Source organism: Vreelandella xerophytica (genome assembly GCF_968048975.1).
Map to the genome: position 1 here is coordinate 3,491,538 of NZ_OZ309106.1, position 21,794 is coordinate 3,513,331.

General features: G+C 61.2%; 18 protein-coding genes. 5 read left to right on the top strand and 13 right to left on the bottom strand.

Going from position 1 to position 21,794, the window contains the following annotated elements; translation table 11 throughout:
* Window positions 1-27: 27 nt before the first annotated feature.
* The 6 genes from hglS to trhO all read right to left on the bottom strand — a co-directional run bounded on the left by hglS (window position 28) and on the right by trhO (window position 8,323).
* Window positions 28-1,380 carry a 2-oxoadipate dioxygenase/decarboxylase HglS gene (hglS, locus tag ACWF8S_RS16345; protein ID WP_447554496.1) on the bottom strand — a complete coding sequence of 451 codons (1,353 nt, stop codon included), beginning with the start codon at window positions 1,378-1,380 and terminating at the stop codon, window positions 28-30.
* Window positions 1,381-1,444: 64 nt separating this feature from the next.
* On the bottom strand, window positions 1,445-2,698 hold the full coding sequence (locus tag ACWF8S_RS16350; RefSeq protein WP_447554497.1) for a 2-aminoadipate transaminase: 1,254 nt from the start codon (window positions 2,696-2,698) through the stop codon (window positions 1,445-1,447).
* A gap of 183 nt (window positions 2,699-2,881) precedes the next feature.
* Entirely contained in the window at window positions 2,882-3,700 is an 819-nt protein-coding gene (locus tag ACWF8S_RS16355; RefSeq protein ID WP_447556622.1) for a flagellin N-terminal helical domain-containing protein, read from the bottom strand.
* 131 nt (window positions 3,701-3,831) lie between these two features.
* Window positions 3,832-6,207 (bottom strand): mechanosensitive channel protein, encoded by a 2,376-nt coding sequence (gene ybiO, locus ACWF8S_RS16360; protein ID WP_447554498.1) that lies wholly within the window; start codon window positions 6,205-6,207, stop codon window positions 3,832-3,834.
* Window positions 6,208-6,407: 200 nt separating this feature from the next.
* On the bottom strand, window positions 6,408-7,226 hold the full coding sequence (locus ACWF8S_RS16365) for an IclR family transcriptional regulator (protein WP_447554500.1): 819 nt from the start codon (window positions 7,224-7,226) through the stop codon (window positions 6,408-6,410).
* A 140-nt stretch (window positions 7,227-7,366) separates the two neighbouring features.
* Entirely contained in the window at window positions 7,367-8,323 is a 957-nt protein-coding gene (gene trhO, locus ACWF8S_RS16370) for an oxygen-dependent tRNA uridine(34) hydroxylase TrhO (RefSeq protein ID WP_447554501.1), read from the bottom strand.
* A gap of 229 nt (window positions 8,324-8,552) precedes the next feature.
* On the opposite strand from trhO, the gene ACWF8S_RS16375 reads away from it, so the two are divergent.
* Window positions 8,553-9,239 carry a pirin family protein gene (locus ACWF8S_RS16375; protein WP_447554502.1) on the top strand — a complete coding sequence of 229 codons (687 nt, stop codon included), beginning with the start codon at window positions 8,553-8,555 and terminating at the stop codon, window positions 9,237-9,239.
* 62 nt (window positions 9,240-9,301) lie between these two features.
* Here ACWF8S_RS16375 and serA read toward each other — a convergent pair whose 3' ends face one another.
* A complete protein-coding gene (gene serA / locus ACWF8S_RS16380) occupies window positions 9,302-10,546 on the bottom strand; it encodes a phosphoglycerate dehydrogenase (protein WP_447554503.1) in 1,245 nt (414 codons plus the stop codon).
* 266 nt (window positions 10,547-10,812) lie between these two features.
* Between serA and ACWF8S_RS16385 the strand changes: the two genes are divergently transcribed.
* From ACWF8S_RS16385 to dxs, 3 genes are read left to right on the top strand one after another with little or no spacing between them, the layout of a single operon-like run.
* On the top strand, window positions 10,813-11,103 hold the full coding sequence (locus tag ACWF8S_RS16385; protein WP_447554504.1) for an exodeoxyribonuclease VII small subunit: 291 nt from the start codon (window positions 10,813-10,815) through the stop codon (window positions 11,101-11,103).
* Window positions 11,097-11,990 carry a (2E,6E)-farnesyl diphosphate synthase gene (gene ispA, locus ACWF8S_RS16390; RefSeq protein ID WP_447554505.1) on the top strand — a complete coding sequence of 298 codons (894 nt, stop codon included), beginning with the start codon at window positions 11,097-11,099 and terminating at the stop codon, window positions 11,988-11,990. Before ACWF8S_RS16385 ends, ispA begins: the two co-directional genes overlap by 7 nt.
* Before the next feature lie 31 nt (window positions 11,991-12,021).
* Window positions 12,022-13,947 (top strand): 1-deoxy-D-xylulose-5-phosphate synthase, encoded by a 1,926-nt coding sequence (dxs, locus tag ACWF8S_RS16395; RefSeq protein ID WP_447554506.1) that lies wholly within the window; start codon window positions 12,022-12,024, stop codon window positions 13,945-13,947.
* A gap of 112 nt (window positions 13,948-14,059) precedes the next feature.
* Here dxs and ACWF8S_RS16400 read toward each other — a convergent pair whose 3' ends face one another.
* Together ACWF8S_RS16400 and ACWF8S_RS16405 are read right to left on the bottom strand one after the other, a co-directional pair.
* A complete protein-coding gene (locus ACWF8S_RS16400) occupies window positions 14,060-14,599 on the bottom strand; it encodes a hypothetical protein (protein ID WP_447554508.1) in 540 nt (179 codons plus the stop codon).
* A 20-nt stretch (window positions 14,600-14,619) separates the two neighbouring features.
* Window positions 14,620-15,789, bottom strand: coding sequence for a zinc-dependent alcohol dehydrogenase (locus tag ACWF8S_RS16405; RefSeq protein ID WP_447554510.1), 1,170 nt, complete (start codon window positions 15,787-15,789; stop codon window positions 14,620-14,622).
* 437 nt (window positions 15,790-16,226) lie between these two features.
* On the opposite strand from ACWF8S_RS16405, the gene djlA reads away from it, so the two are divergent.
* The gene (gene djlA, locus ACWF8S_RS16410; protein ID WP_447556623.1) at window positions 16,227-16,988 is read left to right on the top strand and encodes a co-chaperone DjlA; all 762 of its coding nucleotides are present in this window, start codon (window positions 16,227-16,229) and stop codon (window positions 16,986-16,988) included.
* Between the two features lie 7 nt (window positions 16,989-16,995).
* On the opposite strand, the gene ACWF8S_RS16415 is transcribed toward djlA, so the two are convergent.
* Genes ACWF8S_RS16415 through ACWF8S_RS16430 form a run of 4 tightly spaced genes read right to left on the bottom strand, consistent with a single transcriptional unit; the run spans window position 16,996 to window position 21,731 of the window.
* A complete protein-coding gene (locus ACWF8S_RS16415) occupies window positions 16,996-17,424 on the bottom strand; it encodes a response regulator (RefSeq protein ID WP_447554511.1) in 429 nt (142 codons plus the stop codon).
* Window positions 17,424-18,752, bottom strand: a complete 1,329-nt coding sequence (locus ACWF8S_RS16420) for a sensor histidine kinase (RefSeq protein ID WP_447554513.1) — start codon at window positions 18,750-18,752, stop codon at window positions 17,424-17,426. Before ACWF8S_RS16420 ends, ACWF8S_RS16415 begins: the two co-directional genes overlap by 1 nt.
* Window positions 18,749-20,407, bottom strand: coding sequence for a sensor histidine kinase (locus ACWF8S_RS16425; protein ID WP_447554515.1), 1,659 nt, complete (start codon window positions 20,405-20,407; stop codon window positions 18,749-18,751). Before ACWF8S_RS16425 ends, ACWF8S_RS16420 begins: the two co-directional genes overlap by 4 nt.
* The gene (locus ACWF8S_RS16430) at window positions 20,400-21,731 is read right to left on the bottom strand and encodes a diguanylate cyclase (protein WP_447554516.1); all 1,332 of its coding nucleotides are present in this window, start codon (window positions 21,729-21,731) and stop codon (window positions 20,400-20,402) included. Before ACWF8S_RS16430 ends, ACWF8S_RS16425 begins: the two co-directional genes overlap by 8 nt.
* Window positions 21,732-21,794: the final 63 nt, after the last annotated feature.

The following is a 21,794-nucleotide window of genomic DNA, read 5'->3' on the forward strand; positions in this document are numbered from 1 at the left end:
TTAATCAAACATTCTAATGCCCAGCGATCAGCCTGCCAGCACTCGCTGTTTGGACGCCTGTTCACGCTCGGCGTACAGGGCAAGCTCGTCGGTGACCGGCGCCCCTAACGCTTCTTCAAACGCCTCACGATTGGCATTGCCAGCATAGGCTTCGTTCTCGCCACCGCCCAGGTTCGATTGGAAGATGCCCGCCGCACTGACCGGGAGAAAGTCTTCGTAGGTAATCGGCTGCGCTTCCACCAGGCCTTTCTCTATCAAGGTTTCTATATCGGCGTCGGCATGGGGTCCCGCAGCTTTACCAGCCTCGGTCAGGTGATAATGGAAGTAGGCCAGACCTTCACGACGCATCGCTTCGTCGTTGTCGGGAAGGGCCGCGAACACCTTGTTCATGACGGCCTGGTGTGCCTCGTTATCCAACCCCGATGCCTGCTTGCGGCCTTCGCCGAGCAACTGGTCGTACAGTGCCCGGCCCTTGGGCGTCAGCGCCATGCCACGCTGTTCGATCTCACCGAAGCGGGCGGTATGCGTGCCCTGTGCGTCGCCGGCAAAACGGATCGACTCTTCCAGCGCCTTGAAACTGGTCTGGCGCAGCAGAATCGGGCATTCGCGACGCGGCGGGCCTTCGATTACTGCCTTGGGGTTCATACCCACGCTCGGCATACGCCGCTGAACTTCGTCGATATCCAGCGTGCGTGGCGTCAGGTGGTTGATATGCGGGCCGCGAAAGCATACTACATCGGCAATCAGACGGTGCTCGTCGTGCAGCGCCTTATAGGTGTCCAGATCCACTGTGGCGTTTTGGTGCCAACGGAAAGTCTCCAAGGCTTCTTCGACAAACTGGTCAGCCTGCTCAGCGGTCAGTCCACCCTGGGCTTCACACTGCTCGATCAGCTCGCGCGCCTTGGACGTAAAAATATCTCGCTTCGCCAGAATGTCATCGGCTCGCTGGCGCAGTACTTCACTTTCAATCAGCTCCAGGCGCAGCAGTGAGGTGAACACGCGAAACGGGTTGCACGCCAGTGCCTCATCCTCGATAGGCCGAAACGCCGTGGAGTGCACCGGCACCCCCGCTTCTGAAAGGTCGTAATAGCCCACGGGATACATGCCCATGACGGCGAACAGGCGACGCAGCATGGAAAGCTCGTCGGCCGACCCCACCCGAATGGCGCCATGGCGTTCGACGCTCAAGCGCGCAAGTTCACCCTGGGCCTCAAGGCGACGGCGCAGCTCGGGCTGCTGGGCGAGGGTTTCCTCGTTGACCTGCTCGACCAGCTCTAGGAGCGTGCCGTACTGGGGCACTTCGGTCTGATACATGGCCGACATGGCTTTGGAGAAGCGGTCACGAATCTCGTTAGTGGGAAGAAACGTCGTCTGGGTCATTTCAAGACTCTCCATGGGTATTTAAGGTAAAAGCGTTAGCGCTGGGCGCCGGCTGCGCTTGCGATCATGCACGCAGTGTCTTTAGCGCTTGCTCGATAAGCCCCAGCCCTTCTCCAAGTATTTCCGGTTCGGTGGTCAAGGGAGGTAGCAGGCGCAGAATGTTACGTTTACGCCCGCTGGGCATCAGTAGAATGCCGGCTTCACGCCCGGCGGCCAGCAGCGTCGCCAGATGTTCAGCGCCGGTGGCGCTTTCTGTGTCCTCGAACACGATACCGCGCATGGCGCCGATGCCGGTCATGGCCCCCAGCATGGGAAAACGCCCACTTGACTGCCAGGCCTGGTAAGCCTCGACAATCAATGCTTCCTGGCGCTCACCCCATGTGGTCAGCGTATCTTCCTGCATGACCTCCATGACCGCCAGCGCCGCCGCACAGGCCACGGCGTTACCTGAATAGGTACCGCCTAGCGCGCCCTTGGGCAGCGCATCCATCAGCTCCTTACGCCCGCCCAACGCCGCTAGAGGCAAACCCGACGCGATGCTTTTGCCCATCAGCAAGAGATCGGGTTCGACGCCTAGATGGGTAAAGCCGAAGCGCTTGCCGCTACGCCCGAACCCGGACTGAATTTCATCGAAAATCAATAGAATGCCGTGCTGGTTACAGATATCGCGCATCGTCCTGGCAAACGCCGGGCACAGCAAACGAAAGCCGCCTTCGCCTTGGATGGGCTCGACCACCATGCACGCCACTTCATCGGCGGGTATCTCGACCTCGAACAATCGCTCCAGCGCCGCCAGCGACTGCTCGGCGGTCACGCCGCTATCGCGACTTGGGAAAGGCAGGTGATAAACCGGTCCCGGCAAGGCGCCAAGCCCCGATTTATACGGTTTGACCTTGCCGTTCAAGTTCAGCGCCGCCAGCGTACGGCCATGGAAGGCATCATCGAATGCAATGACCGCCTGGCGGCGCGTCACGCCACGGGCTACTTTCAGTGCGTTTTCGGTCGCTTCTGCGCCGCTGTTGGTCAGCATGCAGGAAAGCGGGTAAGACACCGGCACGAACTGGTTCAACGCCTCGACGACCGCCAGATAGCCGCGATGGGGCACGGCGTTGAACGCCGAGTGCATCAAGGTTTCCACCTGCGCTTTAACGGCGTCGACCACGGCCGGGTGCCCATGCCCGAGATTGAGGACCCCGATACCACCGATGAAATCGATATAGCGCTGTCCCGCCTCATCCCAAACTTCGGCATTGCGCCCGCGGGCAACACAGATCGGATGTATAAGGCCCAATGCAGCACTTACATGGGGAAGATCCATCGCCGTTGCGTCTCCTGTCAGTGCGGTGTGAATAGCCTTATCAAAGCAAACTCGCAGCGCAGATCACAAACGAAAAAAAACATCTAATCCATGCCCTATTGGAATGGGTAGCGTATTCGGCGCTTGTTACGCGTACGACAGCGGAGAAAAGCGGTAAAAAAGGAATGGTCGACGGGCGTCGGATCAAAGCCCTTCCAACAACCGCAGGATCATTTGGGGTTGTTGATTGGCCTGGGCGAGTATCGCCATGCCGGCCTGCTGGAGGATCTGGGCACGGATGAGATTGGAGACTTCGCGGGCATAGTCGGCGTCCTGAATGCGCGACTGGGCGTTGGAAAGATTGACGATCCCATTGTCGAGCCCTTCGATCACGCTCTCGAAGCGGTTCTGCGTGGCGCCGAAGTAGCTTCGCTGCCGGTCGAGCTTATTGATCGCTTCATCGAGCAGCGCCATGGGGCGTTGTGTGGCCTCGCCTTCCAGCACGCTGAAGCCTTCAAGGCCAAGCGACTGGCGGTTCATTGCCGTCATGCGCACGCTGATGGTATCGCCGGCGTTGGGACCTATCTGAATGGCAAGCTCCCGCGACTCGCCCAGAAAAGTGATGCCGTTGAAGTTGCCCTGCCCGGCAATGCGGTCGATCTCCTCCAGGCGTTGATCGATCTCGTCCTGGATCGAGCGCCGGTCCTGAGCGGAATAGGTGTCGCTACTCGCCTGCACGCTGAGCTCCCGAATGCGCTGCAGGTTGTCGTTGATCTGATTGAGTGACCCTTCGGCGGTCTGCACCAGGGAAATACCGTCGTGGGTATTGCGAATGGCCTGTTGCATGCCGCGAATCTGCGCGCCCATTCGGTTGGCAATGGCTTGCCCCGCCGGATCATCCTTGGCGCTAGTGATCCGCAGCCCTGAGGAGAGCCGCTGCATGGAAGTATTGATCGCTTGCTGACTGGAGTGCAGATTGTGCTGCACGCGAAGCGACGACATGTTGGTGGCAAGGCTGAACATGCGTGTGGTTTGCATCCCCGGATGAACGCCCAAGAGTTTATCGGCCCATTCAGGGAAAACATGAGGCGGACGCTCAAACGCAGCAGGGCCGCCCGAAGGCGGCCCTGCTGCGTTTATCTGACGACCCGGATTCAGGTATCGTCAGTATCATCGACGTCGTCGTGGTGCGGCGTCTCGTGGTCCGCCTCGCTGGTACGCTGGCTGGGCGTCGCCGAATCGGAGACGGGGGTTTGGACCGCGCTCTTTTCCTTGGCAGTCGACTCCAGAATGCGCAGGTTCGCAGGCGGTGCCTTGCCGTCCCGGTCCTCGCCGAAGTAGAGCGTGGTATGCGGGAACGGGATCTCGATACCGGCTTCGTCGAAGCGCATCTTCACCAGGCGGTTGAAGGCGCGACCGACGCCCCACTGATCGCCCGGGGTGGTCTTGATCACCACACGGATGTTCACGGAGCTGTCGGCAAGCGCCGTCACGCCGGCCACGGTCATGTCCGCCAGCAGCTTGAAGCCGTGCTCTTCGCTGGCTTTGAGATCCTCGAATGCCAGCTTGAGCTGATCGATCGCATGATCGATGTTTTCACGGTAAGCAATACCGTACTCGCCCACGTGGTTGCCGTATTCGCGCATGTAGTTCGACACGGTGTCGACGCTTGAGAACGGCACGACGTGGTAGGTACCGGAGAGATCGCGGATCGCTACCGAACGAATGCTCAGGCGCTCGGCGGTGCCGGTGATGCCCCCCACGGTGACGACATCGCCGGTGTTCATGGCGTTTTCGATCTGAATGAACACCCCGGTGATGACGTCCTGCACCAGTTTCTGGGCACCAAAACCGATGGCCAGACCCAGCACACCGGCACCGGCGATCAGCGGGCCGATATTGATACCGATTTCCGAGAGCACGATCATGCCGGTAATGGTGACCATGGCAACCGCCAGAGCGTTACGAAACAGGCTCAGCAGGGTTTTCGCCCGCGGTGAAGGCTCGCCGCCACCGGTTTCCGGGTTGAGCTTGTGTTCGATCAGACTGGCAAGACCCAGCCAGACACCCAGGGCCACGATCAAGATGACCGCAATGCTGATCAAGCGGCCCACGATCAGCGCACCGCGCTCGGAGGCGTACCAGGAGGCCAGGTTGAACGCCCCCCAGGCATCGAGCACGACCATGATCACGGCCACGAGAATGATCGTGCGCAGGACACGAAGGGCATTGGGAACGTAGCTGTTGAGGCGGTGCTCCAGCAGCGGCAGCTTGCGGCGCAAATCGTCCGACAGGCGGATACGCCGACCAATGGACTGAGTCAGGAAACTGGAGAGCAAGATGCCCACCACCACCGCCACCAGCGTCTTGAGCGTCGCGAACAGCACAAACGGCAGCGCATCGCCCGGGCGCACCAGGGTAAGCACGAACACGATCAAAAAGTAGAGCAGCGCAAACAGGTGCCAGGTGCGGGCGAACAGGTTCAGCGAGATACGGCTGGCCGTCATCGTGGTGCGGCGACTCATGTCGTGCAGGTTATCGCGCAGGCGCACGCGATTTTTCAACACCACCGCCACGGCGTAGATGAAGGCCAGCACCATGATCAGGGTACCTACCGCCTGACCAAGGGTGGGGGTGATATAGAAGTTGACCAGCGGGACCACCACCATCAGGCCATAGCCGACCATGCCGACCAGCTGGGCGATCCAGCGGTTCCAGTAGGAGGCTTCCTGGGCGGAAACGGGCAAGAGCCGCAGCCCCTCGTAGCGTGACGAGAAGAGCATGCGAAACGCCGCCTTGATCAGCTCGATGACCAAGAAGGCGTTGAGGAACAGCGAAGCGCGGGTGGAAAGCTCGCCGGTTTCTCCCACGGCGAACGTCGCGATCAGATTACCCACCACGTAGGAGGCACCGATGATCAGTACATCGACCAGCGCGGCAATCGCGACACAGGCCACCAGACGCAGTATGGAAGTGGCGCTTTCGCCGCTTTGCGACCAGTTGCCGAGCCGGGTGAATACCGATTGCGCCAGACGCCGGAAAATCATGAAGATGGCGAAGGTGGCGGCAATCACGATGCCTAGATTGATCGCTGCGCTCATGAAGGCAGCGGTATCGAAACTGCCACCGCCCTGGCCGCTGAACAGGCCACCCACGATACCTACCGCCTGCTCCAGCTGCGCGCCGACATCGCCCACCACCCGGCTGGTCAACTCGGCAAGCTGGCGGGGCAGCGAGACGTCTTCAGGTGCCATGTTGCCACCCTGGGCGGCGGCCTCGGGGGAGAGCTCGCTTTCAAGGCCATCGGGCAACGTCGAGGCCTCGTCACGCAGACGCTCGATCAGCTGTTGGCGAGCCTCGTCGTTTTCCAGAAGCTCGGCCAGAGCCTCGTAAGAGGGCGGCGCTTGCTCCACTTCCGTTGTCTGGTCATTGCCGGCACTTAGCGTGGTTTGCGCAAGCGCCGGACTGATCATGGCAAAGAGCGCGAGCAACCAAACGCCTAGCCAAGGTAGTGATCGTAGTGGCGTCACACCTGAGTCTCCCTGTAGGTGGTGTAGTGTATTCAATCTAACGACTAAATCGCGTTATGCAAATCATAGCCTTGAGTCGTACATCGCGCATGCTGGGAGTTCAGCAGCGCCGTTTGACAGGGGCTTAGAGTAACATGGGTTAAAAGAGTAACATGGGTTAAAACAGCCGTGATATCGCTTGGGGCCTGACAACGACGGGCCTAGGGCAGCCGGCCCCCCAGCCTTGCGGTAATATCGTTGGCCGCCTCGCGGACCAGTTCGCCCAGCGCCAGCAGGCGCTGTTCGGGGATACGTGCCATGGGGCCTGACACGGAAATCGCGGCAAGCGGCATGCGACGCTCGTCGAAGATGCACGCGGCCACGCAATGAAGGCCGATGGCGTGCTCTTCACGGTCGCAGGCGAAGCCCTGGGCGCGGATGGTACGCACTTCCGCCTCGATTGCCTCGGGGTCGAAGAAGGTGTTGGGAGTCACACGGGCCAGGGCATCCCCTTTCAGAAGCTCGGTGCGCTCGTCATCGCTCATGCCCGCCAGAAGCGCCTTGCCTACGCCCGAGGCGTGCAGCGGCGCCCGCGAGCCCAGTCGGGTGATCATGCGCATCATTTGAGGGGATTCGTGCTGGGCGAGAAATACGGCTGTGGCGCCATCGCGGATGCCGAGATTGGCGGTTTCGCCGGTTTCGGAGGTGAGCCTTCTTAGAAAAGAGCGACTGGTGGCCACCACGTCCCGCGCTTCCAGAAAGCTGTTGCCGATGCGGAAGGTCTTGACATCGATGCGCCAGAGCCCCTGCTCGCTTTCCTGCGTCACGAACCCCTGGCTTTGCAGCGCCTGCAGCAGACGATGAGCAGTGGACGGGGCGAGCTCGGCCATCTCGGCAAGCTCGGAAAGCGCAAGCCCCAGCGGGCTTGCCGCCAGATGCTCCAGTAACGTCAAGCCGCGTACCAAGGATTGGCTGTGCCCACCGCTTGTTTTCGCGGCCCCCGCCGGGCGTCCTACTGACCTGCGCTTGGTGTCGCTCACCGTGCTCTCTCCTTACTCGCTTGCCGCGCAAAACGAGCAGGATAACGCGACCCGTGGGCTGGTGTCGCGTTTACGGAAATAAATCCCATTCGGGCGAGTAGACGATATCAGCGCCCAAAAGCGCTACCGAAACGGCAAGCTCAAGCGCTCTGGCTCTTTTTACGCTGATCGAATCCCAGCGGGTGGGGCTCGCCCCGGGCCTTGGCCAGGTCGATCTGGCGCTGACGCTCCCGGGCTGCTGCGCGGGTCTTCTCCGGCAGCGAGTCAATACAGTGGGGGCAACTGATGCCGGGCTCATAGGCCGAGGAACGCATATCGTCCATCGAGATCGGCCGGCGGCAGGCGTGGCACTGCTCGAAGGCGCCTTCGCTCAAGTCGTGGCGCACGGTGACGCGGTTATCGAACACGAAACAGTCGCCGCGCCAGAGCGATGCCTCTTCCGGCACCTTTTCCAGATAGTTCAGCACGCCGCCCTTGAGGTGATATACCTCTTCAAAGCCCTCCTTGAGCATGAAGCTCGAAGCCTTTTCGCAGCGAATGCCGCCGGTGCAGAACATGGCGACCTTCTTGTGCTTTTGCGGATCGAAATGCTGGCGCACGTACTCGGGAAATTCGCGAAACGTCGTCGTCCTGGGGTCGAGGGCGCCTTCGAAGCTGCCGATCTCGACTTCGTAGTCGTTGCGCGTGTCGATCACCAGGACTTCCGGGTCACTGATCACATCGTTCCACTGTTCGGGTTCGACGTAGGTGCCCACGGTGTCATTGGGGTCGATGCCCTCGATGCCCAGGGTGACGATCTCGCGCTTGAGCTTCACCTTGGTGCGGTAGAACGGCATCTCGTCGCAATACGACTCCTTGTGGTCGATATCATGAAGGCGCGGGTCCGCGGTGAGCCAGGCCAGCAGCGCATCGATGCCTTCGCGGGAGCCGGCGACGGTCCCGTTGATTCCTTCCTTGGCGAGCAGCAAAGTGCCCTTGACGCCGTTATCCACCATGGCCTTTCTGAGCGGCTCGCGCAGGGCTTCAAAGTCGTTCAGGGTGACGAATTTATAGAGTGCGGCGACCACAATGGACGCAGCAGCAGAAGATTGGCTCATCGAACTCTCCAGGTAGTCGCCCTCGCAAAGGGCGGACCGGGTTGAAAAACGCGCTCATTCTACCCCAAAGGCCCCAGCACTTGAATCGCGCCGGATTGACGCAGGTCAAGGCGTGCACAGACGGCACCATCTATCGATTTTATCGATGATAAGCCGTCAAAAGCTTCACGCCGTCGGCTTCTGGCCTGGCGTATAGTGACGTTATTCCCATCCAGACTCTGGAACTCTCATGAAGATTCGTCGCTCTCGAGCGCGCGGTTACGCCGACCACGACTGGCTGCGCTCCTATCATACGTTCTCCTTTGCCAACTACATGGACCCCGACCACATGGGGTTTCGTGCGCTTCGCGTGATCAACGAAGACCGGGTGAAGCCTGGCTACGGCTTTGGCACACACCCCCACCGGGACATGGAAATCATCTCCTACGTGCTCGAGGGCGAAATGGCTCACGAGGACAGCATGGGCAATATCGAAGTCATGCGCCCGGGGGATGTGCAGCGCATGTCTGCCGGCACCGGCGTGCGCCACAGCGAGTACAACCACTCCAAAACCCAAGGGCTTCACTTTCTCCAGATCTGGATCGAGCCGCTAAGCCGCGGCATCGAGCCGAGTTACGAGCAAAAAGCGTTCTCCACGGCCTCCCGCCAGGGGCAGTGGCGCCTGCTCGTCTCTCAAGACGGGGACGATGATTCGGTGAGTATCCACCAGAGCGTCAACCTCTACGGCGGCCTGTTCGACGGCGACGTTGTCGCCCCGCCGCCCCGGCGCCACGCCTGGCTTCACGTGGTGAAAGGCGAGCTGACGGTAAACGACACCCGTCTTGAAGCCGGGGACGCCGTCGCACTGACCCCGGACGAGCCGCTTGAACTGGGTGACGCCGTGGGTGCCGATGTGTTGCTGTTCGATTTGGCCTAAGCCCAACGCAAAACGGCCTCCCGAAGGAGGCCGTTTTTGGGATGGTGTCGACTCAGGACAACTTAGCTGTTGTGCGCCGAGTAGAGCACGCGGATCTTCAAGGTATGCTCGACCTGTTTCAGCGCTTCGAGCGCCTGCGGGCCGTAGGCCTTGTCCACATCGATGACCACGTAGCCGACCTTGTCGTTGGTCTGCAGGTACTGCCCGGAAATGTTGATGCCGTTTTCCGACAATACGCGGTTGATCTGTGAAAGCACCCCCGGCACGTTGTCGTGAATATGCAGTACACGGTGCTTGTCCGGGTGGGCGGGAAGCGCCACCTCCGGGAAGTTCACCGAGGTGATGGTCGTGCCGTTATCGGAATAGGTGATCAGCTTTTCAGCCACTTCGACACCGATATTTTCCTGGGCCTCCAGGGTCGATCCGCCGATATGCGGCGTCAGGATCACGTTTTCCAGGCCACGCAGCGGGCTTTCGAACTCTTCGTTATTGCCCTTGGGCTCCACCGGGAACACGTCGATGGCGGCGCCGTTGAGATGGCCTGACTTGATGGCGTCGGCCAGCGGCTCGATTTCCACGACGCTGCCGCGCGAGGCGTTGATGAAGATCGCGCCCGGCTTCATGGCGTTGATCTCTTTTTCACCGATCATCCAGCGGGTGGACGGCAGATCCGGCACGTGCAGGCTGACCACGTCCGAGCGGCCCAGCAGATCTTGCAGGCTGCCGACCTGGCTGGCGTTACCCATGCCCAGCTTGGTGATGCTGTCGAAATAGATGACATTGAAGCCCAGCGATTCGGCCAGCACCGAAAGCTGCGCGCCGATGCTGCCGTAACCCACGATGCCCAGGGTCTTGCCGCGGGCTTCATGAGAGTTGCTGGCGGATTTCAGCCAGCCGCCCTGATGAGCGCGGGCATTCTTCTCTGGAATGCCGCGCAGCAGCATGATGGCCTCGGCCAGCACCAGCTCGGCCACCGAGCGGGTGTTGGAGTACGGCGCATTGAACACCGCCACGCCTCGCTTGAGCGCGGCGTTCAAATCCACCTGGTTGGTACCGATACAGAAACAGCCAACGCCCACCAGCTTCTCGGCAGCGGCGAACACGCGTTCGTTGAGCTGCGTGCGCGAGCGGATGCCGAGAAAGTGGACGTCGCGGATTTTCTCGATCAGCGCCTCTTCGTCCAGGGACGTGGGCAGATGCTCGATATTTTCATATCCGGCGTTGCGAAAATTGTCCACCGCGCTCTGGTGGACGCCCTCGAGTAGCAGGATCTTGATCTTGCTCTTGTCCAGGGACGTTTTGGCCATGGCTGAATCAACCTCTATGATCGGCGACAAGCGCCGTGTATCGGTTCACGGAAAGGCCGATAGGGTAGCACACTCAAGCGCTTTTCCGGCGCCTGACCGGGATGAAAAGTGTGCGTTTTCAAAATGAACGTCACGCACGTTGACCGCTCTACAGGCCAGAAGGCAGACGCTAACCCCTGGCCTGGGTGTATACTGTGCGTTTAAGGTAATGGCACGCACACTCGCGGCCCATTGAGACAAGGGCGCCAACAGGTAGGCATGGGTTAATGAGCGATAGCACTCCCCCCGCACAGGATTTTGCCGCCACGGTTTCATCGCTTGAAACCCTGGTGGAGCGGCTTGAATCAGGCGAGCTCTCCCTGGAGGAGGCGCTCACGGCCTTTGAACAGGGCGTAAGGCTCACCCGCGATGCCCAGCAGCGCCTGGACAGCGCCGAGCTGAAAGTGCGGGCGCTGAGCGAAGACAGTGACGGCAAGCCAAGCGTGGCCCCCTTTGAAGGCCAGACCGCCTCGCCCGATACCGAAGACGACGATGCCGAGGACACGCCCCCATGGTAAGTGAGACCGCCACGCGGCTGAGCGCGCACCGAGAGGCCAGCAACGCCCGGGTCGATGCGACGCTGAAAGCGCTTTTTCAGCCCGACACCGCCATCGATGCGCGTCTGGAAGCGGCGATGCATCATGGCCTTCTGGTCGGCGGCAAGCGGTTGCGCCCGCTGCTGGTCTATCTGGCGGGTCAGGCGCTGGGCGCACGCGACGAGACGCTGGACGCCCCGGCAGCGGCCATCGAGCTGATTCACGCCTACTCGCTGATTCACGACGACCTGCCCGCCATGGATGATGACGACCTGCGCCGGGGCCAGCCCACCGTACACAAGGCGTTTGACGAGGCCACCGCCATACTCGCCGGCGATGCCCTGCAGGCACTGGCCTTTGAAGTACTCGCCCGTACCAGCCACCCGCGCCTGGCCGCCATGGTGACGACGCTGGCCGTCGCCTCCGGGCGCCACGGCATGGTAGCCGGTCAAGCGCTGGATCTGGCCGCCGTGGGCGGGCTTCCGGATGTCGAGGCGCTTGCCCATATGCACGCCCACAAGACCGGCGCGCTGATTGTCGCCGCCGTTCGCCTGGGCGGGCTTGCCGCCGTCGACGAGGCGGACCCGCGTCTTGAGGCGCTGACTCGCTACGCCCACGCCATTGGACTAGCCTTTCAGATCCACGACGACGTGCTGGACGTGACCGGTGATACCGCGACCCTTGGCAAGATATCCGGCGCTGACGCGGCGCGGGCCAAGCCCACCTATTCGAGCCTTTTGGGTCTTGAAGGCGCCAAGCGCAAGGCGCGCGAGCTGATGGTCGAAGCGACCGCCGCAATAGCCCCGCTGGGCGAGCCCGCCGCTCCTCTGGCCGATTTGGCCCACTACATGATCGAGCGCGACCACTAAACAATGTCTATGCCAAAAAGACCGTGAAAACATGCCCATGAAGCTGTTCGACGAGATTTCCCGGGAGCGCCCGACCACGCCGCTGCTCGACTCCTTTGACCATCCCGCTGCGTTGCGGGCGATGGACGACCGCCAACTGGCTCAGCTGGCCGACGAACTGCGCGCCTATCTTCTGTATAGCGTGGGCGTCTCTGGAGGCCACTTCGGCGCGGGCCTTGGGGTGGTGGAGCTGAGCGTGGCGCTGCATCACGTTTACCACACTCCCGAAGACCGGCTGGTGTGGGATGTCGGCCATCAGGCCTACCCGCACAAGATCCTGACCGGGCGCCGCGAAGCGATGCTGGGCATTCGCCAGCACAGTGGTCTGGCCGCCTTTCCCCGGCGCGCCGAATCCGAGTACGACACCTTCGGCGTGGGCCACTCCAGCACCTCGATTTCGGCCGCCCTCGGCATGGCACTGGCCGCCCGCGCCCAGAACGACCCTCGTCGGGTATGCGCCATTATCGGCGACGGCGCCCTGACCGCCGGCATGGCCTTTGAAGCACTGACCCATGCAGGCCATGTGAACGCCAATATGCTGGTGGTGCTCAACGACAACGAAATGTCGATCTCGGAAAACGTGGGAGGCCTGGCCACGTATCTGGCGCGCATGCTCGCAAGCAAGCCGTATTTGAAGATGCGTGAAGAGGGCAAGAAAGTGCTCTCGCACCTGCCGGGGGCGCTCAAGCTTGCCAAGCGCACCGAAGAGCACATGAAAGGCTTCGTCAGCCCCGCCACGCTGTTCGAGGAGCTGGGCTTCAATTACGTCGGCCCCATCGACGGCCATGACCTGGAAGCGCTGACCGACACCTTGAGCGCGCTGCGCAGCCAGACCGGCCCGCAGTTTCTGCATATCAAGACCGTCAAGGGCAAGGGGTTTCTGCCCGCCGAAGCGGATCAGATCGGCTATCACGCGATTACCAAGCTGGAAAAGCCCAGCAAGGCGTTTGACACTGCGAAACCCCCCGCCCCCGCCGCGCCCAAGCAGAAGTACTGCAACGTGTTCGGCCACTGGCTTTGCGACATGGCTGCCGCAGACAAGCGGCTGATGGGTATTACCCCCGCCATGCGCGAAGGCTCGGATCTCATCCGCTTTTCAAGGGAGTACCCGGAGCGCTACTTCGATGTAGCGATTGCCGAGCAGCACGCGGTAACCCTGGCTGCCGGCATGGCCTGTGAGGCGATGAAGCCGGTGGTGGCGATCTATTCCACCTTCCTGCAGCGCGGTTATGATCAATTGATACACGATGTGGCGGTTCAGGGTCTCGATGTGACCTTCGCCATCGACCGCGCGGGACTGGTCGGCGAAGACGGCCCCACCCACCACGGCAGCATGGATATCTCGTTTCTGCGCTGCGTGCCCAACATGGTGCTGCTGGCCCCGGCGGACGAAGCGGAGTGCCGCGCCATGCTGAGCGCGGCCTACCACTTTGAGGGGCCTGCCGCGGTACGCTACCCGCGGGGCACCGGCCCGGGCGTGGCCACCCCTGATCACCTGGAACCGCTGACCATCGGCAAGGCCGATATACGCCGCCGTGCCGATGAAAAGGGCTCCAAAGTGGCGCTTCTGGCCTTTGGCAGCATGAACGGCCCGGCTGAAGAGGTTGCCGAGAAACTCGGCGCTACCCATATCAACATGCGCTCGATCAAGCCGCTGGATCATCACATGATCCTGGAGGCGGCCGCCGAGCACGACTTGCTGGTCACACTCGAGGAGAACGTGGTGGCCGGCGGCGCGGGCAGCGCGGTACTCGAGCTGCTTCACGCCGAAGACGTGCGGGCAAATGTGCTGAACCTCGGCCTGCCCGACAGCTTCGTCGAGCACGGCACCCCGGATGAGCTGCTGCGCGATTGCGGCCTGGACGTGGCCGGGATCGAAGCGGCAATCGATAAACGCCTGGCCCGGCTGGCGAAATAGCCAGGCAAGGCGCTACCCCTTGGCATGAACGCTGGGCGCGACCCTTGAAACGCTCGACCCCCAGCCGCCTTCAAGCGACTGGGGGTCGAATGGTCAACCGGGCACCGGAATCTTAAATAGGCGGGTTGGGCAACGCGTCTTTCATGTCATCCGGCACCTCGAACGAGCGTGCCGCCCCATTGGCGCTTTCCAGGCCGCCCGGAAAACCGCTTCGATAGCGATAATCGGGAGTAATCCCTCCCTGGTAGGCGTGACGCTGGGACAGCGCCCTGGCACACCAGAGGTCGACGGCGGTCATTACTCCTACCGCTGTCAGCGCCAGATAAACGTTCTGGCGCTTGGGATTGTGACGATCCTGCAGGGCGTAAGTGAGCGACGCCAGATCCAGAACATCGCCGCCCACGCGGCTCCACACCGCCTGGGTGGGGTTATCCGAGAGCGCGCCGATCCCGCTGACGATCTCCCGAGCCCCGCCGGCGCGTACGCGCCCATTGACGCCGCGCATACCCAGTGCCCGACTTACGCTCTTTGGCGCCAGCAACTGATAAAGTCCGATGCCCAGGCTCAGCCAGCCCAGACCGCGGGCCACCTTGTCGGCGCTGCTCAGCGAACGCGTCATGCGCCTGGACGTGCCGTGTTGATAGTGTGCCATCGCAACCTCCCTTTGCTCGTTTACGGCTTGAGAATGACCTTGACGCACCCGTCCTGCTTTTCGCGGAAGGTGTTGTACATCTCAGGTCCCTGGTCAAGCCCGACAGAGTGCGTGATCACGAACGAAGGATCGATCTGGCCTTCGTCGATCCGGCGCAACAGATCCTCGCTCCAGCGATTCACGTGGGTCTGGCCGGTGCGCACGGTCAGGCCCTTGTTCATCAGAGCGCCCATGGGAATCTTGTCGACCAGGCCGCCATAGACGCCGGGAATGGAAAGCACACCGGCCGGACGGCAGACGTAGATCATCTCGCGCAGCACGTGGGCGCGGTCGCTTTCCAGCATGACCGCCTGCTTCACCCGGTCATAGGCGGAGTCCAGCGAGCGCGTGGCGTGGGCTTCGAGCCCTACGGCGTCGATGCACTTTTCAGGCCCCTTGCCATTGGTCAGCTCCTGAAGCCGGGCGAGTACGCTCTCATGATCGAAATTGATCGTGATCGCCCCGCCCGCCTGCGCCATGGTCAGACGCTCCGGCACGTTATCGATGACCACGACCTGCCGCGCGCCGAGCAGCACCGCACTGCGCACGCAGAACTGGCCTACCGGACCCGCGCCCCAGACCACGACCGTATCCGTGGGCTGGATATCGCACTGAACGGCGGCCTGCCACCCGGTGGGGAAAATATCGCCCAGAAAGAGAACCTGCTCATCGGTGAGCGAATCGGGCACCTTGATATGGGTACTGTCGGCAAAGGGAACGCGGACGTATTCAGCCTGTCCGCCGGCGTAGCCGCCGGTAAGGTGAGAGTAGCCGAACAGCCCCGCACCGGCGTGACCAAACGCCTTGGCAGCCAGGTCACTGTTACGGTTGGAGCGCTCACAGACCGAAAAATTGCCTCGCAGGCACTGCTCGCATTCGCCACAGTTGATGGTAAAGGGAACGACGATCCGGTCGCCTACCTTGAGCTTCTTGTTGGCGCTGCCGACCTCCATGACCTCGCCCATGAACTCGTGGCCGAGTACATCGCCACACTCCATGCCCGGGATAAAGTGGTCATAAAGGTGAAGATCGGAGCCGCAGATCGCACAGCTGCTGACGTTGATGATCGCATCGCGAGGATGCTCAATTTCCGGGTCGGGAACCGTATCGTATCGAACGTCGTTCTTGCCGTGCCAACATAATGCTTTCATGGCTGTCCTCCTGACATTTTTAGCGGATAGGGTGCCTCCTGCCAGCTATCACTATAGTCCAGGTATCGCTCGACGATGTTTAACAAAAGGCAAAATTGCTGTCACTGGTAGCGATAATGCCGGTATATGCGTGTTTTCGCTCAATATTTGCCCTTTATTTCAAACCGTCTCGTCTATTACATGCAGGCGCAGCCCTCGCGGGTCAACCGATAAGCTCACATCAAGATGTCCGGTTAAACCAGGCACTGAAAACGAATCCTTCTATACTGCTTCCCACGGCTCAATGCTGATACGGACTGCCTGCTATAGTGGTGATTCATGCCAGGGATTTTCGCTTCCAACTTTCTTTTAATCTTTCCATAAACCTTGCCATCAATCTTTCCATCAACCCTTTTTATCAACCCCTCCACCCAACCTTTGAGAGTGTTATGCCGTTTCTGACGATTTCGACCTTGTTGCTTGCCTTGCTGGGGCTTGCCGTCTTTGGACCTTTCGGGCTTTTACTCGGCGCGGGGCTTGGCTTCTGGATGGCCCAACGTGTAAGGCGCCGGCTGATTGCGGCGCGCCGGCAGATCGATGAAGACTACCTGGCGTCGGTCTTCTCCGTCATGGGATGTCTTTGTCAGGCCGATGGCCGGGTAAGTGCCGACGAGCGCGATATTGCCGAGCGCCTTTTCAGTCAGATGCAGTTTGACGAGACTCAGCGCGCCCAGGCCCGGGCGGCCTTCGAGCGGGGGCGGGCGGACAGTTTCGACCTGGACGCGGAACTTGCCAAGGTGGGCCATCTGACCCGGCGCCAGCCGGTGCTGCGTCAAGTGTTCGTTCAGGTACAGCTCAACGCCATCGTGGCCGACGGCGAGCTTCACGACACCGAGCGCACTCTGATGCTGCGCGTGGCCCGGGGGATTGGTTGCAGCGACACCGAGATGCAGCAGATCGAGGCGATGCTGGAGCGCGCCTCGAGCAATGCAGCGTCTACCAGTGAAGCATCGCTGGAGGACGCCTACCGTGTGCTGGGTATCAGCGAAGAGACAAGCGATGCGGAGGTGAAAAAAGCGTACCGGCGCCTGATGAGCCAGAATCACCCGGACAAGCTGGCCAGCAAGGGCCTGCCCGAGAGCATGCGCGATATGGCCGAGCAGCGCACCAGCGAGATAAGCAACGCCTACGAGCGCATCACCCGTGCGCGAGACCGGTAGTCGGGTTTTAGCCCGGTCTTTTGACCAGCGTCAGCCAGTAATTTTCCAGCGCCCGAATCGAGGCGATAAACTGCTCGATATCCATGGGCTTGACGATAAACCCGGCGGCCCCCAGGTCATAGGAGGCGACGATATCCGATTCGGCTTCCGAGGTGGTCAAGACCACCACCGGAATCTGGCGCAGGCTATCGAGAGACTTGACGCGTTTCAAAAAGGCCTTGCCGTCCATGCGCGGCATATTGAGATCCAGAAGGATCAGATCCGGCCTCGGCGCTGCCTGGTACTCTCCTTCACGGTGCAGAAAAGCGAGGGCCTCGACGCCGTCGCCTACATCGTGAACATCCACCCATATATGCCTTTCATTGAAGGCCATCTTGGTCAAGTGAACATCCGCGGGTTCATCTTCCACCAGCAATACGACAAAGTGTCCATCCATCACGACTTCTCCCTGGCGAGCGGCAGGTCGAACACAAGACTCGCCCCGCCTTCCATGCCATCTTCTACTGTTATGCGCCCCTTCACCTTACGAAGCATCTTCACCACCGTGGCAAGCCCCACCCCGGTACCGGGGTAGCTCTCACCGTTGGGCACCAACCGCGTGAACATCTCGAACACCTGCTGACGATACTCCGGCGCAATGCCCTGACCGTTGTCCGCGACCCGGTAGTACGCGCGTCCTCTTTTCACGGTGGCGCTGATCACCACCTTCAAGGGCCGCTCTGGGTGACGGTACTGCAAGGCGTTGTGCAGCAACAGCTTGAACAGCAACGTAAGCTGCTTATGGTTGAAGCAGGCGTCGGGCAGATTCCCTTCGATCCTCAGACTCGCCGACTCACGCATGTCCGCCAACACGGGTTCATGCTGATACAGCTCGGCGATCAGCCGCTCAACGTCTACCCTTTCCCAGCTCGGCACGATGGCGTCCACGCCAAGATAGCGTTGAACATCACCGACCAGATCGCTCAGGCGCTGCGACTGGGTGCCGATGAAGTGAACCGCCAGCGCCGTGGCCGAGTCGGCGTCCTTTTCGGGGCCCCGCTGTAGCTGGTGGGCAAAACAGACCAGCCGACGGCTCGGTTCCTGGAAGTGGTGCGCCATGGCCTGGCTCAAGCGCTCAAGCTCCTGGTTACGAAAGGAGAGTTCGTCGATCAGCCGGACGTTTTCGCGCTGGGTGTTGCGCAGCCGCCAGAGCGCCAGTGCCAACAGAACGATCACGAGCCCCTGAGCCAGTGCGCCGCCAATCCAGAACCAGCGCGCCCGCGCACGAGCGCGCCTTAATTCGGCGGTTTGCAGATCCACCTGCTCTTCGACCGTCTCGATATAGCGTCTTTCCGTGGCGCTATCCCCGATACTCATATCGTAAATCGATGACAGCATGACATTTTCGCCGTCGAGGCTGTAGGGCTGAGAATATATCCCGACAACCTTGATGCTGTCATCGGCCAGCCGGTGGCGAACAACGAGATGGTTACGCTCCTGGCGACTGGCGCGGGTGATGTCCTCGCGCACCTGCTCGGAGGTAAAGGTATTGATCTGGTCGATGTTCATCTGTTCCAGGTCGGCGTAGCCGTAGAACGCGACAGCAGCCGGGTTGGCACGCAGGATATCGCCATCGTCGACCGCGACCATCCACATCGGTGCGGGACTACGCATGAAGTACTCATCGAACCCTGTCTGGGCCCACCCCTTCAACGGCAACAGCAGCATTGCCAGCATCACGACAAGCCAAGTATGCGCGGCGTAGTGCGCCCCTTGAAATTTCATGGTGCCCTCGGCGCTTCGTGAGGCAGCGTGACATGAAAACAGCTGCCTTGTCCCGGGCCCGATGAAGAGACCCAGATTTTTCCATGGTGGCGCTCGACGATCTTGCGACATATCGCAAGCCCCACCCCGGTGCCCTCGAACCGCTCGCGGCTGTGCAGACGTTGAAACACCTTGAACAGGCGCGGTATCTGATCGGCCTCGATGCCAATCCCGTTATCGGTGACCGTGATATGCAAGCCCCCCTCAAGGGAGCGAGGCTGGATGGCGATCGCTGCCTCGACCGGTTTATCAAACGCTTGATACTTGAGCGCGTTGCCGATCAGATTCTGGAAAAGTCGCGTCAGCCCGTCGCGGCTCGCGTTGATCTCGGGCCATTCGCCCTGAACGAGTACCGTGGCCTGGGCTTCGGCTATGGTCGGGGCGAGAAAATGGAGGGCCTCGTCAAGCGGCTCGCGCAGCGAAAACGTGGTAAACGGCGCTTCCTGGCGGCCCACTCGGGAGTATTCCAGCAGCGACAGCAGCATGGCGTCCATGCGCCGGGCGCCGTCGCTCATGTAGTGCAGCATGGCACCGCCGTCTTCGTCCAGCCGGTCGCCCAGGTGGCGCTCGAGAAGCTGAGCGTAGCTTGTCACCATGCGAAGCGGCTGGCGCAGGTCGTGGGACGCGGCGTAGGCGAAATGCTCCAGTTCGCGATTGGATTTCTCCAGGGATTCCCGGTAGTCGTCACGTTCTTGCTGGAGCAGACAGGAGGCCGTGACATCGCGCAGGTAGCCGTGCCAGATCGTGCTGCCGTCGGCCAGACGCTCAGGAGTGGAGCCACCCTCTATCCAGAGCAGCCCGGCCTCGGGATGATTCACCCTGAAGGTCAGGTTCCAGACGCTCAGCGTCCGGGCGGAGGCGTTGATGCTCTTTGCCATCTTGTCCAGATCATCAGGGTGGATAACCTCGAAAACGCGATTACTGTCCTGGCTGATCTCGTCGGGGGTGAGGCCGTAGATATCCTTGACCCCGACACTGGCGTAGGGAACGCGTACCGTGCCGTCCACGCCCTGCCAGTATTGAAAAATGGCCCCCGGCAGCCGCGCACTCAGCTTGGTGAGGCGATCCGTCGTCACCTGGGCTTTTGCCTCGGCCTCCTTACGCTGGGTAATATCGATATGGGTTCCGGCCATCCAGAGCGGCGCGCCCGCCTCGTCCCGGGTCACGACCTTGCCACGCGCAAAGACCCAGACATCCCGGCCTTCGCGGTGGCACATGCGAAACTCGATGTTGTAGCTGTCGGTCTTGCCTTCAAGATGCGCCTTCAGCGCCTGATGAGCGCGCGCCAGCTCCTGCGGATGGCAAAATCGCTCCCAGGTCGCCACGGTGGTGGGCTGTAGCTCTTCAAGCGTATAGCCGACTATTTCCGCCCAGCGTTCGTTCATGCGCGTCTCGCCGGTCTGGATATCCCACTCCCAGGTACCCGCCGCCGTTCCCCAGAGAATATGGTTCAGCGCCTTTTGCTGGCGTTTCAAGCGAGCCAGGCGCTGACGGCTGCGCCGATAGATCAAGCCGTGCAGCACTAGGGAGAGCGCCAGCACGATGAGCAGTAACGTCGCCCATGGCCAGCCATCAGCGCCGAGAGTGGCCGCGGCGCGAAGGGTATTCTCATTCATGGTTGACGCATACCTGGTTACGCCCGTTCTTTTTCGCTTCGTAAAGGGCGCTGTCGGCCCTTGCCAGCGCACCGTCCGGGAGCAGGTCGTCGTCCCGCATGCGTGCCAAGCCAACGCTGGTGGTGACCGTCAGCGGTGTGGGCAGCGACTCGATGGGTACCTGCATGGCCTCGACGGCGGCGCGCAGCTTTTGCGCGGCTATCTCGCCGCCGGCCAGGTCCGTGTCAGGAAGCACCACCACGAACTCTTCACCCCCCAGGCGCGCAAACACATCCGTCTGGCGCAGCTCCCGGGTGACGGCCTCGGCAAAATGAATCAACACCGCATCGCCTGCGCCGTGACCAAAGGTGTCGTTGATGCCTTTGAAGCGGTCCAGGTCCAGCATCACCACGCAGACGGCGTAGCCTCCCTTGCGCTTCAAACGCGCCAGTTCGCGCCCGGCCAAGTCCATGAAGCTTCGCCTGTTGAGAAGACCCGTCAGCTCATCGTACATGGCCAGCTGGGTCAGCTGCGCCTCCATTGCCTTGCGCTTGCTGATATCCTGCTGAACGCCGACCATCCTTAGTGGCCGCCCGTCCGCACTGCGGCTGACCAGATGCCCCGACTCGAACACCCACACCCAGTGGCCATCCTGGTGGCGCATGCGGAATTCGCACTGATAATTGGGCTCGTCTCCCTGGACATGGCGCTCGATGGTGGCCTCGACCCGCTCGAGATCGTCCGGGTGGATCTGGGCAAACCACTCAGCCACGCTCTGCGGAACACCGGCGTTTTCGCGTTTATAGCCCAGCGTCGCCAGCCAGCGATCGCTGTAGATGAACGCGTTCTCCTGAAACAGCCATTCCCACACGCCAAGCTTGGCACCCTCGATCGCCGCAGCCATGCGCTCTTCCGAAATCACCAGACGCTGCTCGAGCTTGGCACGACTGATGGCGTAACGGATGGCGCGGTGGAGCGCGTCGGCATCGATCTTGCCCTTGATCAGGTAGTCCTGCGCGCCGGCTTCGAGTACTTCGAGAGAAAAGTCCGCGTCATCGAACCCCGTCAACACCACGATGGGCACGCCGCCCGCGATCTGCTTGCAGGCCAGAACGGTTTGAATGCCGCTGGCGTCGGAAAGGCTGAGATCCAGCAGGATGACGTCTGGAGAAGAGGTTGCCCCGGTCAGGGTGTGGGTAAGTTGCGCCAGGCTTTCGACCCAAGCCAGTGTACTGTTGCCATGATCGTACTTGAACGTGTACTGAATCAGCGCCGCGTCGCCCGGGTCGTCTTCCACCAGTACTATCGATAACGGTTTCCCCACCTGTTCCGATAACTGTTTCATTGTGTGCCTTCTACCAGTGCGTCTGGCAAGACTGAGCAGAAGGCACACAAGAGTCAAGCATCA

Coding starts and splice junctions, on each gene's coding strand:
- ACWF8S_RS16400 (WP_447554508.1), bottom strand. CDS start 14,599: ATGGCACACTATCAACACGGCACGTCCAGGCGCATGACGCGTTCGCTG.
- ACWF8S_RS16430 (WP_447554516.1), bottom strand. CDS start 21,731: ATGAAACAGTTATCGGAACAGGTGGGGAAACCGTTATCGATAGTACTG.
- ACWF8S_RS16350 (WP_447554497.1), bottom strand. CDS start 2,698: ATGGATCTTCCCCATGTAAGTGCTGCATTGGGCCTTATACATCCGATC.
- ACWF8S_RS16385 (WP_447554504.1), top strand. CDS start 10,813: ATGAGCGATAGCACTCCCCCCGCACAGGATTTTGCCGCCACGGTTTCA.
- ACWF8S_RS16415 (WP_447554511.1), bottom strand. CDS start 17,424: ATGGATGGACACTTTGTCGTATTGCTGGTGGAAGATGAACCCGCGGAT.
- trhO (WP_447554501.1), bottom strand. CDS start 8,323: ATGAGCCAATCTTCTGCTGCTGCGTCCATTGTGGTCGCCGCACTCTAT.
- hglS (WP_447554496.1), bottom strand. CDS start 1,380: ATGACCCAGACGACGTTTCTTCCCACTAACGAGATTCGTGACCGCTTC.
- ACWF8S_RS16375 (WP_447554502.1), top strand. CDS start 8,553: ATGAAGATTCGTCGCTCTCGAGCGCGCGGTTACGCCGACCACGACTGG.
- ispA (WP_447554505.1), top strand. CDS start 11,097: ATGGTAAGTGAGACCGCCACGCGGCTGAGCGCGCACCGAGAGGCCAGC.
- serA (WP_447554503.1), bottom strand. CDS start 10,546: ATGGCCAAAACGTCCCTGGACAAGAGCAAGATCAAGATCCTGCTACTC.
- ACWF8S_RS16405 (WP_447554510.1), bottom strand. CDS start 15,789: ATGAAAGCATTATGTTGGCACGGCAAGAACGACGTTCGATACGATACG.
- dxs (WP_447554506.1), top strand. CDS start 12,022: ATGCCCATGAAGCTGTTCGACGAGATTTCCCGGGAGCGCCCGACCACG.
- ACWF8S_RS16355 (WP_447556622.1), bottom strand. CDS start 3,700: ATGTTCAGCCTTGCCACCAACATGTCGTCGCTTCGCGTGCAGCACAAT.
- ACWF8S_RS16420 (WP_447554513.1), bottom strand. CDS start 18,752: ATGAAATTTCAAGGGGCGCACTACGCCGCGCATACTTGGCTTGTCGTG.
- ACWF8S_RS16425 (WP_447554515.1), bottom strand. CDS start 20,407: ATGAATGAGAATACCCTTCGCGCCGCGGCCACTCTCGGCGCTGATGGC.